The organism is Streptomyces phaeoluteigriseus, assembly GCF_001896135.2.
GTDB lineage: Bacteria > Actinomycetota > Actinomycetes > Streptomycetales > Streptomycetaceae > Streptomyces > Streptomyces phaeoluteigriseus.
Genome location: NZ_MPOH02000015.1, coordinates 670,109 through 683,269, shown reverse-complemented (window position 1 = coordinate 683,269; position 13,161 = coordinate 670,109). Strand labels below are relative to the sequence as shown.

Here is a 13,161-nt window from a genome sequence, read left to right as displayed (position 1 = left end):
GGGGGACGGCGACGGTGCGGCGCCCGGTTCCGCCGAGAACGCGCCGCACGCCGTGCCCGCACAGGGCGGGGACGGCGAGGGCGCCGAACACGCGGCGGCCGGCGCCGAGCAGGGCGGTACCCGGGGCAGCGGGGAACGTTCCGGTCCGCGTCAGGGCGCGCAGGAAGGTTCTGCCGCCCAGAACGACGCGCAGTCGCGCAAGCGCGGACGGGCCGCCGCCCGTCGGCCCAGCGGCCGGGAGCGGCACGACGAGAAGATCACCGTGTACGTGTCCGCCGAGGAACTGATGGACCTGGAGCACGCCCGTCTGGTGCTCCGCGGCGAACACGGACTGGCGGTCGACCGCGGGCGCATCGTCCGCGAGGCGGTCGCCGTCGTCCTCGCCGACCTGGAGAGCCGCGGAGACGCCAGCATCCTCGTACGACGGCTTCGCGGGCGGTAGCGGTAGCCTGCGGGGGCCATGACCTCGAACGATCCCGCCCCCGGCCCCGGCGCACCAGCCGGCCGTCGGCGTGCACTGGGACGGGGGCCGGGCGCGGCACCTCCGGAACCGGATGAGCAGCCCGAGGCGGTCGTACCGGAGCGCGTTGCGGACCGGGAGCGGGTGCCGGAGCCCGCGCCAGAGCCCGCTGCGGACCGGGAGCCCGTTCCGGAGCCGGTGCCGGTCGCCGACCCCGCCGACGGCCCCGCCGAGCCCTCCGACGGCGTCTTCAAGGTCCGGCTCGCCAATTTCGAGGGGCCCTTCGACCTGCTGCTCCAGTTGATCTCCAGGCACAAGCTGGACGTCACCGAGGTCGCGCTGTCGAAGGTCACCGACGAGTTCATGGGGCACATCCGGGCGATGGGCCCCGACTGGGACCTGGACCAGACGACCGAGTTCCTCGTCGTCGCCGCGACGCTGCTCGATCTGAAGGCGGCCCGCCTGCTGCCCGCCGCGGAGGTCGAGGACGAGGCGGACCTGGCCCTCTTCGAGGCCCGTGACCTGCTCTTCGCCCGGCTGTTGCAGTACCGCGCGTACAAGCGCATCGCCGACATCCTCCACGGGCGGCTGGAGGTGGAGGCCCGCCGCTATCCGCGGACCGTCGGCCTGGAGCCGCACCACGCCGAGCTGCTGCCCGAGGTCGTCATCAGCATCGGCGCGGAGGGCTTCGCGAAGCTCGCGGTCAAGGCGATGCAGCCGAGGCCCAAGCCGCAGGTCTACGTCGACCACATCCACGCCCCCCTGGTCAGCGTGCGGGAACAGGCCGCGATCGTGGTCGCGCGGCTGCGGCAGCTCGGCGAGGTCAGCTTCCGCACACTCGTCGAGGACACCGACGACACCCTCACCGTCGTGGCGAGGTTCCTGGCCCTGCTGGAGCTGTACCGGGAGAAGGCCGTCGCCCTGGACCAGGAGACCGCCCTCGGGGAACTGCTGGTGCGCTGGACGGGCGGGGACGAGGACCGGCCCAGGGTGACCGACGAGTTCGACCGGCCGCCGGAGAGGACCGAGGAGGAGAGGAAGTCGTGAGCGAGGACACCGCAGAGGCGCCGGGCGGGCCGCGTACCGTCGTCGGCCTCGACCTCAAGCCCGCCCTGGAGGCCGTCCTGATGGTCGTGGACGAGCCGGCGACCGAGGAGCATCTCGCGAAGATCGTGGAGCGCCCGCGCCGCCAGGTCGCGGACGCGCTGCGGGAGCTGGCCGACGAGTACACCGTGCAGGGGCGCGGCTTCGAGCTGCGGTTCGTCGCGGGCGGCTGGCGGTTCTACACCCGAGGCGAGTACGCCCCGGCCGTCGAACGGTACGTCCTGGACGGACAGCAGGCCCGGCTCACGCAGGCGGCGCTGGAGACCCTGGCGGTGGTCGCCTACCGTCAGCCGGTCAGCCGCAGCAGGGTCTCCGCGGTGCGCGGAGTGAACTGCGACGGCGTGATGCGCACCCTCCTCCAGCGCGGTCTGGTCGAGGAGGCGGGCACGGAACCCGAAACAGGTGCGATCCTGTACAGGACGACGAACTACTTCCTGGAGCGGATGGGCCTGCGCGGTCTGGACGAGCTCCCGGAGCTCGCGCCCTTCCTCCCGGAGGCGGAGGCGATCGAGGCCGAGACCCAGGAAGCCGTACCGTCGTTCGATCCGGACGCCCCGGATGCGGACGACGGTCCCACGACGGACACGACGACGACGGAAATCTGATGCGAAGCAGCGGTAGCGGTAGCGGCAAGAGCGGTGGGCGCGGCAACCCCCGCGGCGCCGGCAACAACAGGGGCCAGAAGCAGGGCCAGGGCCGGGGGCAGGGTCAGGGTCAGGGCCGTGGACAGGGCGGTCGGGGCGGCCAGGGCGAGGCCCCGGGCCGGCCCAGCAGGCCCCGCCCCGAGGAGCGCCGCTACGACGTGGGCCCCGGCGCGTCTCATGAGGGTCCGAAGGCGGGTCGCGGCGGCGCGGCCGCGGCGGTGCCAAGGGCGGTCCGAAGAAGCCCCAGCAGCGCGGGCCGTCGGTCCCGGCGACCTCGCGCGAGTACGAGACGCGGGCCGAGGAGCGCAACCGCGAGCGGTACGCGGACAAGAAGGACATCAAGCTGCCCAAGACCTTCCCGGGCGCCGAGCAGGAGGGCGAGCGGCTCCAGAAGATCCTCGCGCGCGCGGGCTACGGCTCCCGGCGGGCCTGCGAGGAGCTGATCGAGCAGGCGCGGGTCGAGGTCAACGGCGAGATCGTCCTGGAGCAGGGCAAGCGGGTCGACCCGGAGAAGGACGAGGTCAAGGTCGACGGCCTGACCGTGGCGACGCAGTCGTACCAGTTCTTCTCGCTGAACAAGCCCGCCGGTGTCGTCTCCACGATGGAGGACAACGAGGGCCGGCAGTGCCTCGGCGACTACGTCACCAACCGCGAGACCCGGCTGTTCCACGTCGGGCGGCTCGACACCGAGACCGAGGGCGTCATCCTGCTCACCAACCACGGTGAGCTGGCACACCGGCTGACGCACCCCAAGTACGGCGTGAAGAAGGTCTACCTCGCGCACATCGTGGGCCCGATCCCGCGTGACCTGGGCAAGCGGCTCAAGGACGGCATCCAGCTGGAGGACGGGTACGCGAAGGCGGACCACTTCCGGGTGGTCGAGCAGACCGGCAAGAACTACCTCGTCGAGGTCACCCTCCACGAGGGCCGCAAGCACATCGTGCGCCGGATGCTCGCGGAGGCCGGTTTCCCGGTCGACAAGCTGGTGCGCACGGCCTTCGGCCCGATCACCCTGGGCGACCAGAAGTCGGGCTGGCTGCGCCGGCTGTCGAACACCGAGGTCGGCATGCTGATGCAGGAGGTCGACCTCTAGGGCGCCTTGCGGGAGCGGCCGGTTCCGGATTTCCGGGCCGGCCGCTTTCTTGTGCCCGGACACCGGGCAGGTTTATAGTCGGTACGACCATTAAAGGGGGGTGGGTGGATGCGGGGCTACGACAAGTACGCCTTCGAACCCTTCGCCGTCACCGTGGACCTCGCCGTCCTCACCCTGCGCGCGGGCGCCCTGCACGTCCTGCTCGTGGAGCGCGGGCAGGAGCCGTACCTCGGCCACTGGGCGCTGCCCGGCGGGTTCGTGCTGCCCAACGAGTCCGCCGAGACCGCCGCCCGGCGCGAACTGGCCGAGGAGACCGGCCTCGCCGACGTCTCCGGACTCCACCTGGAACAACTGCGCACCTACAGCGAACCCGACCGCGACCCCCGGATGCGGGTCGTCTCCGTCGCCTTCGCCGCCCTGCTCCCCGACGCGCCCGAACCGCGCGGCGGCGGCGACGCGGCCCAGGCGCGCTGGCTGCCGTACGACGGCGCCCAGCCGCTCGCCTTCGACCACGACCGGATCCTCGCCGACGCCCACGACCGGGTCGGCGCCAAGCTCGAGTACACCTGCCTCGCCACGGCCTTCTGTCCGCCCGAGTTCACCCTCGGCGAGCTGCAGCAGGTCTACGAGACGGTCTGGGGCACCGGCCTGGACCGGCCCAACTTCCGCCGCAAGGTGCTCGCCACCCCCGGCTTCGTCGAGCCCGTCCCCGGCGGCGGCGCGCGACTGACCGGAGGCCGCGGCAAACCGGCCGCCCTCTACCGCGCGGGCACCGCCACCACCCTGCACCCACCCCTGCTGCGACCGCCCCGGGAAGGACGTTCCGCATGACCACCACGACCGTCAGGAAGCGCGCCGCGACGGGGGCCCTGCTGGGCCTCGCGCTGGGGGACGCGCTCGGGTTTCCGACCGAGTTCGACGACGTCCCCTCCATCCTCGCCAAGTGCGGGCCCTGGCGGGAGATGGAGCTGCCCAGGCGTGCCTTCGTCTCCGACGACACCCAGATGACGCTGGCCGTCGCGCGGGCCCTGCGTACGGCCATGGACCGCGGGCTGCTCGTGCCGGACCGGCTGGAGCGGCCGCTGCGCGAGGAGTTCGTGGACTGGTACCGGTCGCCCGAGAACAACCGCGCCCCCGGCCGGACCTGCCTGACCGCCTGCGACCTGCTGGAGGACGACGGGCGGCTGTGGCAGGACGCCGGACAGATCGGTTCCAAGGGCTGCGGCGCCAACATGCGCGTGGCGCCCCTCGGCCTCGCCCCCGGCCTCAGCGACGAACAGCGGGCCGGTGCCGCCCAGCTCCAGTCCGGCCTCACCCACGGCCACCCCACCGCGCTCGCCGCCTCGGACCTCACCGCCCACGCCGTACGGCTGCTCGCGGAGGGCGCCGAACCGACGGGCCTGGTCGGGCTGCTGCGGTCCTACGCCCTCGACAACCGCACCCGCTACCACCACCGCTGGCTCGGCGACCTGTGGACCCGCTCCCAGGACCCGACGCCGGAACACTTCATCGCGCGGGGCTGGGACGACTGCCTGGGTGTCCTGGAGCGGCTCCAGGAGGCTCTGCGCAGCCCCTCACCGGAGACGGACCCGTGCCTGGCCACCGGGGAGGGCTGGATCGCCGAGGAGGCGCTGGTTACCGGGCTGCTGTGTTTCCTGCTCTTCCCCGACGAACCGGTCACCGCGCTGCGCCGGGCCGCCTGCTCCGCCGGCGACTCCGACTCCATCGCCTGCCTGGCCGGCGCCTTCGCGGGCGCGTACGCCGGTTCCGACGCCTGGCCGACGGAGTGGGTGGACCGGATCGAGCACCGGAGCGAGCTGGTCACCCTCGGGGCGCTGTGGGACCACTGAGCCCGCTCACGCCAGCGTGATGGCGTCGCCCTTCACCGTGATCCGCCGCGCGGGCAGCGGCTCGGTCGCCGGGCCGCCCGTCACCGCGCCGTCGGCGATGTCGAAGCTGCTCCTGTGGCAGGCGCAGTTGACGGTGCCGTCGGCGACGGTCGCCACCACGCAGCGCTGATGGGTGCAGATCGCCGAGAAGGCCTTGAAGTCGCCCTGCGTCGGCTGCGTCACCACGAGCTTCTCGTCCTTGAAGATCTTGCCGCCGCCGACCGGGATGTCGGCCGTCTTCGCCAGCTCCTGACCGGGGGAGGAGGACGACGTACCGGGGTCGCCGCCGTCGTCCTGATCACCACAGCCGACGGCGAGCGCCGCCGCGCCCGTCGCGAGGAGAACCGTCCGGCGAGAGGCGGGAAGGGTCATGTCGTCACTCCGAAAGTGCGCGAGAAGCAGGGGAAGAGGCAGACGATGGGTCCGGAGGACAGAGTGACACAGAACGCCCGACCGTGACCGACGGCGGCAGAGCGGGTACGGGACCCGTCTCAGCGGGCGGGCACCGTGTTCCGGGCCGGTCCGGGCTGACTACGCTGGACGGCGAACACCGACTGAGCAAGTCGTCACCTACGTCAGCGAGGAGCAGCGCCGTGGCGGTACGAGCGGTCCGGGGAGCCGTCCAGCTGGACAGGGACGAGGCCGGACACATGGACGAGCAGGTCGGGGCGCTGCTCACCGCCGTCATGGAGCGCAACTCCCTCGGCGCCGACGACCTGATCAGCATCTGGTTCACCGCCACACCCGATCTGCACAGCGACTTCCCGGCCGCCGCCGCGCGCAAGCTGGGCATCGTCGACGTGCCGCTGATCTGCGCCCAGGAACTCGACATCCAGGGCGCCCTGCCCAGGGTCGTCCGCCTCCTCGCGCACATCGAGTCGGACCGGCCCCGCTCGGAGATCAACCACGTCTACCTCGGCGCCGCGGCCGCCCTGCGCAAGGACATCGCCCAGTGAGAACCGCCCTCGTCATCGGAACCGGACTCATCGGCACCTCCGCGGCCCTCGCCCTCGCCCGGCGGGGCGTCGTCGTCCACCTGGAGGACCACGACCCCGAGCAGGCCCGTACGGCGGCGGCGCTCGGCGCCGGAATCGACGAGGCCCCCCAGAGCCCGGTCGACGTCGCCGTCGTCGCCGCCCCGCCCGCCCATGTGGCCGCCGTGCTCGCCGACGCCATGCGCCGGGGTGTGGCCCGCGGCTACCTCGACGTGGCCAGCGTCAAGGGCGGACCGCGCCGGGAACTGGAGGCGCTCGGCCTCGACCTGTCGGCCTACCTCGGCACCCACCCCATGTCCGGCCGCGAGAAGTCCGGGCCGCTGGCCGCGACCGCCGACCTCTTCGAGGGCCGCCCCTGGGTGCTCACGCCGACCCGCGACACCGACACCGAGGTGCTCAACCTCGCCCTGGAGCTGGTCTCGCACTGCCGTGCCGTCCCCGTGGTCATGGACGCGGACGCCCACGACCGGGCCGTGGCGCTCGTCTCCCACATGCCCCACCTGGTCTCCAGCATGGTCGCCGCACGCCTCCAGAACGCCGAGGAGGCCGCCGTACGGCTGTGCGGACAGGGCATCCGGGACGTCACCCGGATCGCCGCCTCCGACCCCCGCATGTGGATCGACATCCTCTCCGCGAACCCCGGGCCGGTCGCCGACCTGCTCGGCGACGTCGCCGACGACCTCGACGAGACGGTCCGGGCGCTGCGGGCCCTGCAGTCCTCCGACGAGGGCAAGCGCCGCGAGGGCGCCGACGGCATCGAGGACGTCCTGCGGCGCGGGAACGCCGGTCAGGTCCGGGTCCCCGGCAAGCACGGGTCCGCTCCGCATGCGTACGAGGTCGTGGCGGTGCTCATCGACGACCAGCCGGGGCAGCTCGCCCGCATCTTCGCCGATGCCGGGCGGGCGGGCGTCAACATCGAGGACGTACGCATCGAGCACGCGACGGGACAGCAGGCGGGCCTGGTGCAGTTGATGGTCGAGCCCAAGGCGGTGGACATGCTGGGCGCGCGCTGCGGGAGCGGGGGTGGGCGCTGCGGCAGTAGGTACCCGGCGTCGGGGTGGGTGCCGCCGGGGCCGCGGGGACCGGGAAAGGCCCTCCCGGTGGCCGTCGGCCGGATGAGTGACCCGTACCCAGTAACCTTGTGCGGGGCGCATTCCCGTCCTGCAGCCCACCGCCTCGCACCAGGAAGGTGTCCTCCCGTGGAAAACGGCGCCGCCCAGCCCGTGATCGTCGCCATCGACGGTCCCTCCGGCACGGGCAAGTCGAGCACGTCCAAGGCCGTGGCCGCCCAGCTCGGGCTGAGCTACCTGGACACCGGCGCCCAGTACCGGGCGATCACGTGGTGGATGGTCAGCAACGGGATCGACATCGAGGACCCCACGGCGATCGCCGCCGTCGCCGGGAAGCCCGAGATCGTCTCCGGCACCGACCCGGCCGACCCGACGATCACGGTCGACGGCACCGACGTGGCCGGCCCGATCCGCACCCAGGAGGTCACCTCCAAGGTCAGTGCGGTGAGCGCCGTACCGGAGGTGCGGGCGCGGATCACCGAGCTACAGCGGTCGCTGGCGGCCTCCGCCGAGCGGGGCATCGTCGTCGAGGGGCGTGACATCGGGACGACCGTGCTGCCCGACGCCGATCTGAAGATCTTCCTCACCGCCTCGCCGGAGGCCCGGGCCGCCCGCCGCAGCGGTGAGCTGAAGGGCGCGGACGTGCAGAGCACCCGCGAGGCGCTGATCAAGCGGGACGCGGCCGACTCCTCGCGCAAGACCTCCCCGCTCGCCAAGGCGGACGACGCCGTCGAGGTGGACACCACCGAGCTGACGCTGACCCAGGTCATCGAGTGTGTGGTCACCCTCGTCGGGGAGAAGCGGGCGGCGAAGTGAGAGAACTGCCCTCGGAGCGGGGCGCGGAGGTCGGGCGGCGCATCGGCGTCGGCCTGATGTACGGGTTCTGGAAGCCGCGGGTGCTGGGCGCCTGGAAAGTACCGGCGACCGGGCCCGTGATCTTCGCCGTCAACCACTCCCACAACATCGACGGGCCGATGGTCATGGGCGTGGCGCCCCGGCCGACGCACTTCCTGATCAAGAAGGAAGCGTTCATCGGCCCCCTCGACCCATTCCTGACCGGGATCGGGCAGCTCAAGGTCGACCGGGACACCACCGACCGCAAGGCGATCACCCGCGCGCTCGGCGTGCTGGAGGCCGGCGGCGTACTCGGTATCTTTCCGGAGGGCACGCGGGGCGAGGGCGACTTCGCCTCACTGCGCGCGGGGCTCGCCTATTTCGCGGTGCGCAGCGGGGCGGCGATCGTCCCCGTGGCCGTACTGGGAAGCACCGAGCGGCGCGGACGGTTGTTCAAGGGGCTGCCCCCGCTGCGGTCCCGTGTCGACGTCGTCTTCGGCGACCCGTTCGAGGCGGGCGACGGCAGCGGGCGGCGTACGCGCAGGGCGCTGGACGAGGCCACCGAGCGCATCCAGAAGCAACTGGCCGCACACCTGGATCACGCCAGACGGCTCACCGGCCGGCCGGCGGACGCGGGATAGCGGCACAGCGGAACGAAAACGCCGGGCGTCCGGGCGGACGCTGGGCGACACTGAGTAGTGGATCAAACCGCCGAAAACGGGTGCTCCACCGATCACCACGAATGAACGCAGAGGTACGGACTTCATGAACGACCACATCCAGCCCGACGGCTCGGACTCCTTCGAGCACGACCACGGGGCACTCGGCGACGCCGAGTACGCGGAGTTCATGGAGCTCGCCGCGGTAGAGGGCTTCGACATCGAGGACGTCGAGGGAGCGATCGAGGCCGCCGGACACGGGCCGCTGCCGGTCCTCGCCGTCGTCGGCCGCCCCAATGTCGGCAAGTCGACCCTCGTCAACCGGATCATCGGGCGGCGCGAGGCCGTCGTCGAGGACAAGCCGGGCGTCACCCGCGACCGCGTGACCTACGAGGCCGAGTGGGCGGGCCGCCGCTTCAAGGTCGTCGACACCGGCGGCTGGGAGCAGGACGTCCTCGGCATCGACGCCTCCGTGGCCGCCCAGGCCGAGTACGCGATCGAGGCCGCCGACGCGGTCGTCTTCGTCGTCGACGCCAAGGTCGGCGCGACCGACACCGACGAGGCGGTCGTACGGCTGTTGCGCAAGGCCGCCAAGCCCGTCGTGCTGGCCGCCAACAAGGTGGACGGCCTGAGCGGCGAGGCGGACGCGGCCTACCTGTGGTCCCTGGGCCTCGGCGAGCCGCACCCCGTCTCCGCACTGCACGGCCGCGGCACCGGCGACATGCTGGACGCCGTCCTGGAGGCGCTGCCGGAGGCGCCCGAGCAGACCTTCGGCACAGCGGTCGGCGGCCCCCGCCGCATCGCCCTCATCGGCCGCCCGAACGTCGGCAAGTCCTCGCTGCTGAACAAGGTGGCCGGCGAGGAGCGCGTCGTCGTCAACGAGATCGCGGGCACCACCCGTGACCCGGTCGACGAGTTGATCGAACTGGGCGGTGTCATCTGGAAGTTCGTCGACACGGCCGGCATCCGCAAGCGGGTCCACCTCCAGCAGGGCGCCGACTACTACGCCTCGCTGCGCACCGCGGCCGCGGTGGAGAAGGCCGAGGTGGCGGTCATCCTGATCGACGCCTCCGAGTCGATCTCCGTGCAGGACCAGCGGATCGTCACCATGGCGGTGGACGCGGGCCGCGCGCTCGTCCTCGCCTTCAACAAGTGGGACACCCTCGACGAGGAGCGCCGCTACTACCTGGAGCGGGAGATCGAGACCGAGCTGGCCCAGGTGGCGTGGGCGCCGCGGGTGAACGTCTCGGCGCGCACCGGACGGCACATGGAGAAGCTGGTCCCGGCGATCGAGACCGCCCTGGCCGGCTGGGAGACCCGCGTCCCCACGGGCCGGCTGAACGCCTTCCTCGGTGAGCTGGTCTCGGCCCACCCGCACCCGATCCGGGGCGGCAAGCAGCCGCGCATCCTCTTCGGCACCCAGGCCGGCACCAAGCCGCCGCGGTTCGTGCTGTTCGCCTCCGGCCGTGTCACGCCTTGCGCCTGTCTGCCTCAGCCGCTCCGCCGGGGTGCCGGGGGCAGAGCCGGGACGTGGTGCATCCCGGTGGGCGTGTGCTGCCGGCCGGCCTGCCCGGCCTGCCCCAGCGGGCCGACCCGCTGCCACTGCGACTGAGGCTGTGCCTGTGCCTGTGCCTGTGCCTGAGACTGTTCCTGCGACGGCTGTCCGAGCCGGGCGCTCTGCGCGCCCGCGCTGTAGGCGCTGTACGAACTGCTGAACGACCCCGGCCGCGGCACCGAGTACGACCCCGTGCTGTACGGGATGTTCCCGAAGGCGGTGAACCCCAGCTCGTCCTCGCCGCTGCGGTCACCCGGCAGCGAGCGGAACGACTTGACGTACTCGGCGTAGAGCGCGTCGTAGATCGGCGTGGCCGAAGGGCCGCCATGGGAGTCCTGGGCCGGTCGCGCGGACGGGATCGGGTAGGACTGGCGGCGGGGAACGTCGTAGGTGTGCACGTATGTCCAAACGACGCGTGAGGTCAAGGGATGCGGCCGGTGGACGGCCTTCGGGGGCGCGGCGGTACGGCCGCGTCCCCGCCCTCCGGGCTCAGGTTCCGGCGAGGGGCAGCGCCGCCCCGACCAGCTTTCCGTTCGCCGCCGCCTTGTCCAGCGCGTCCCGCAGCAGGTCCTCCCTGGGCTGGCGACCGATCGACCCCACCGGTGCCGCGAACATCAGCACCTGCTGGTGCTTGTTGGCGGCGGCCCGCCAGCCCTCCGTCACCTGCAACGGCTGGTGGGCCTGCCACCAGGCCACCGGCTGGCCGCCGTTGACCGAGGGCTGGAGCACCGCGTGCAGCTGGCCCATCGCCAGCAGCACGGACCAGCCGTGCTGCACGGGCGGTGCCTCGGTCAGCTCGGACAGCGGCATGAAGCCCTGCTCGATGAGCAGGGGCAGGAAGTCGTCGCCGATGTCGGTGGCGCCGGGCCGCACGATGGGCGCGGTCGGCTCCACGACCAGGGCCGGGTGCAGTTCCCCGGCGATCAGGACGAGTCCGCTCGTCACGCCGAGCACGGCCTGCTCGGGCACGACCTTGTCGGCGTCCAGGTCGACGGTGTCGCCGCTGATCGAGCGGACGGCGCCCTGGAGCTGCTCCTCGGTGACCTGGACGACCTGGGAGGGCAGGCAGGAGGAGTGGGCGAAGGCGAGGACGGCGGTCTCGTCCCCGATGAACAGGACGGTGCTGGTGCGCTCGTGCTCGGAGTCGCCCGGGGTGCGGCAGGACGTGCAGTCGTAACTGCCCGGGGCGTTCTCTCCGGCGAGCAGCCGGTCGGCTTCTTCGGCGCCGATCTCGGCGCGTACCTCGTCGCTGACGTCGAGCATGCGCGGCACGGGTGACTCCCTCGGATGCGGTGCGTGGGCGGGCCGGGTGGCTCCCCGGCTCATGCAGAAGACAACGGGCGAGTTGTGGTGGGGGTCACGCTGCACGGCGAAGCGAATCGAACCGGCCTGCGCGCAGGGTCACCTGACGTGCGGAATCGGCCACTCAACGTCAAGTAACGAGAGGGTCACGGAGGTTGGGTGTGTGAGGTGGGGCACAGGGTCGCCGGGAGGGCGGTCGACAAATCCCGAAATCGGGAAATGAAGTGGGTGTCCGGATCTCGCTGATACCGCCGGTAACGGCGAACTGGCCTGGGGAGACCGGGAGTTGATTGATAACGGGCTGTCGGAGACCTAGATTGCTCGGCCGTGTGCAGCGAGCACCGCCCGGGTACGTCCGTCGGCCGCGCAGAGCCGGACGGCGCCAGCACCACCGCCGACGGACGGGGCGGAGCACGACGACCGCGTTCCCGCGCGGACGTCGTGCTCCGCTCAGGGGGAGCCCGGGTTCGTAGAGAGGGGTCCACATGTCCGAATGTGCCGACAACACCCGCGTCGACGGTCGCGCCGCCAAGGCGCGTACGACAGCGGTCCTCGCCGGGGCGGCGCTTCTCGCCCCCCTCGGACTGCTGGCCACCGGCGGAGACGCCGCCGCGGCGGACGCCGGAGTGTGGGACCGCATCGCCCGGTGCGAGAGCGGCGGCAACTGGCACATCGACACCGGCAACGGCTACTACGGCGGGCTCCAGTTCTCCCCGTCCACATGGCGCGCCTACGGCGGCACGGCCTACGCGCCGACCGCCGACCGGGCCACCAGGGAGCAGCAGATCGCCGTCGCCACCAAGGTCCAGCGCTCCCAGGGCTGGGGCGCGTGGCCGACCTGCTCGACACGCGCCGGGGCCTCCGGCAGCGCTCCCGCGGTCGACGGTGGTTCGGTCGGTGGCGGCTCCTCGGAGAGCGGCTCGTCCGCGAGCGGGTCGACGAAGAGCGGCTCGTCCACGAACGGTTCGGCCACGAGCGGCTCCCCGAAGGCGGCCGACGCCGCCGAGCGTTCCACCGGGCACGGCTCCCACGACACGTCCGCCCGTGGCGACGGGGAGCACACCGTCCGCAGGGGCGACACGCTCGGCACGATCGCCGCGCGCCACGGAACCACCTGGCAGCGCGTCTACGCCGCGAACAAGGCGGCCATCGGCGGTAACCCCGACCTGATCATGCCCGGCCTGCGCCTGAACTTCTGACGCGAGCGGGCCCCGCGCCCCGTCCGGCGTGCACACCGGGCGGGGCCGCCCGGTGTGCACGCGACTCCGCCTGGTGGTTCCTCCGCCAGCGCTGTGCCCGGACGGCGGGCCGGGGAGGTCGTCCACTTCGGGGAGCGTCCGAAGCCCTCAGGGGCCCCGCTTCGCCCGCACCGCACGGGTGTCGGCGAGCTGTCGCCATGATGCTCGCGCCGCCCCGCGCCGCCCGGCGGGAGCGTACGGAGGTTGTGTGGGGAAGCCGTGTATTTCCTATGAGGGTCAGGCTCCTGCTGCACCCTGCGGAATCGGAATGGAACAGGTCCGGGAGCGGTTCTCCGGGAACTTTTCGCCGGTTTTCGC

General features: G+C 72.4%; 12 protein-coding genes and 2 pseudogenes. 12 read left to right on the top strand and 2 right to left on the bottom strand.

Annotated elements, in window-relative coordinates:
- From BM536_RS21000 to BM536_RS20975, 6 genes and pseudogenes are all read left to right on the top strand, one after another.
- Positions 1-442: hypothetical protein (locus tag BM536_RS21000; protein ID WP_094103327.1), on the top strand; the 442-nt coding region annotated here is incomplete at its 5' end.
- A gap of 18 nt (positions 443-460) precedes the next feature.
- The gene (locus tag BM536_RS20995; RefSeq protein WP_094103326.1) at positions 461-1,507 is read left to right on the top strand and encodes a segregation and condensation protein A; all 1,047 of its coding nucleotides are present in this window, start codon (positions 461-463) and stop codon (positions 1,505-1,507) included.
- The gene (gene scpB / locus BM536_RS20990) at positions 1,504-2,169 is read left to right on the top strand and encodes an SMC-Scp complex subunit ScpB (protein WP_073497863.1); all 666 of its coding nucleotides are present in this window, start codon (positions 1,504-1,506) and stop codon (positions 2,167-2,169) included. The genes BM536_RS20995 and scpB overlap by 4 nt, the downstream gene beginning before the upstream one ends.
- Positions 2,169-3,301 (top strand): annotated as a pseudogene (locus BM536_RS20985) (pseudouridine synthase). The gene scpB and the pseudogene BM536_RS20985 overlap by 1 nt, the downstream one beginning before the upstream one ends.
- A gap of 108 nt (positions 3,302-3,409) precedes the next feature.
- Positions 3,410-4,132, top strand: coding sequence for an NUDIX hydrolase (locus tag BM536_RS20980; RefSeq protein WP_073497862.1), 723 nt, complete (start codon positions 3,410-3,412; stop codon positions 4,130-4,132).
- On the top strand, positions 4,129-5,151 hold the full coding sequence (locus tag BM536_RS20975) for an ADP-ribosylglycohydrolase family protein (protein WP_073497860.1): 1,023 nt from the start codon (positions 4,129-4,131) through the stop codon (positions 5,149-5,151). Before BM536_RS20980 ends, BM536_RS20975 begins: the two co-directional genes overlap by 4 nt.
- A 6-nt stretch (positions 5,152-5,157) precedes the next feature.
- On the opposite strand, the gene BM536_RS20970 is transcribed toward BM536_RS20975, so the two are convergent.
- Entirely contained in the window at positions 5,158-5,562 is a 405-nt protein-coding gene (locus BM536_RS20970; RefSeq protein WP_073497858.1) for a Rieske (2Fe-2S) protein, read from the bottom strand.
- Positions 5,563-5,783: 221 nt separating this feature from the next.
- Between BM536_RS20970 and aroH the strand changes: the two genes are divergently transcribed.
- The 5 genes and pseudogenes from aroH to der all read left to right on the top strand — a co-directional run bounded on the left by aroH (position 5,784) and on the right by der (position 10,360).
- Positions 5,784-6,146, top strand: a complete 363-nt coding sequence (aroH, locus tag BM536_RS20965; protein ID WP_073497856.1) for a chorismate mutase — start codon at positions 5,784-5,786, stop codon at positions 6,144-6,146.
- Positions 6,143-7,227: pseudogene (locus BM536_RS20960) on the top strand (prephenate dehydrogenase). Before aroH ends, BM536_RS20960 begins: the two are co-directional and overlap by 4 nt.
- 157 nt (positions 7,228-7,384) lie before the next feature.
- Positions 7,385-8,071: a (d)CMP kinase gene (gene cmk / locus BM536_RS20955; protein ID WP_073497854.1), complete on the top strand. Its 687-nt coding sequence runs from the start codon at positions 7,385-7,387 to the stop codon at positions 8,069-8,071.
- On the top strand, positions 8,068-8,730 hold the full coding sequence (locus BM536_RS20950) for a lysophospholipid acyltransferase family protein (RefSeq protein WP_073497852.1): 663 nt from the start codon (positions 8,068-8,070) through the stop codon (positions 8,728-8,730). The genes cmk and BM536_RS20950 overlap by 4 nt, the downstream gene beginning before the upstream one ends.
- Before the next feature lie 124 nt (positions 8,731-8,854).
- Positions 8,855-10,360, top strand: coding sequence for a ribosome biogenesis GTPase Der (gene der, locus BM536_RS20945; RefSeq protein ID WP_342748831.1), 1,506 nt, complete (start codon positions 8,855-8,857; stop codon positions 10,358-10,360).
- Between the two features lie 432 nt (positions 10,361-10,792).
- On the opposite strand, the gene BM536_RS20935 is transcribed toward der, so the two are convergent.
- Positions 10,793-11,575, bottom strand: coding sequence for a hypothetical protein (locus tag BM536_RS20935; RefSeq protein ID WP_073497846.1), 783 nt, complete (start codon positions 11,573-11,575; stop codon positions 10,793-10,795).
- Positions 11,576-12,090: 515 nt separating this feature from the next.
- On the opposite strand from BM536_RS20935, the gene BM536_RS20930 reads away from it, so the two are divergent.
- Complete coding sequence (locus BM536_RS20930; RefSeq protein WP_073497844.1) at positions 12,091-12,804, top strand: LysM peptidoglycan-binding domain-containing protein; 714 nt, start codon at positions 12,091-12,093, stop codon at positions 12,802-12,804.
- The last annotated feature ends 357 nt before the right edge of the window (positions 12,805-13,161 follow it).

Bases quoted from the DNA above. Each gene is read 5' to 3' on its own strand.
- BM536_RS20995 (WP_094103326.1), top strand. From the start codon at position 461: ATGACCTCGAACGATCCCGCCCCCGGCCCCGGCGCACCAGCCGGCCGT.
- BM536_RS20980 (WP_073497862.1), top strand. From the start codon at position 3,410: ATGCGGGGCTACGACAAGTACGCCTTCGAACCCTTCGCCGTCACCGTG.
- BM536_RS20975 (WP_073497860.1), top strand. From the start codon at position 4,129: ATGACCACCACGACCGTCAGGAAGCGCGCCGCGACGGGGGCCCTGCTG.
- BM536_RS20970 (WP_073497858.1), bottom strand. From the start codon at position 5,562: ATGACCCTTCCCGCCTCTCGCCGGACGGTTCTCCTCGCGACGGGCGCG.
- der (WP_342748831.1), top strand. From the start codon at position 8,855: ATGAACGACCACATCCAGCCCGACGGCTCGGACTCCTTCGAGCACGAC.
- BM536_RS20930 (WP_073497844.1), top strand. From the start codon at position 12,091: ATGTCCGAATGTGCCGACAACACCCGCGTCGACGGTCGCGCCGCCAAG.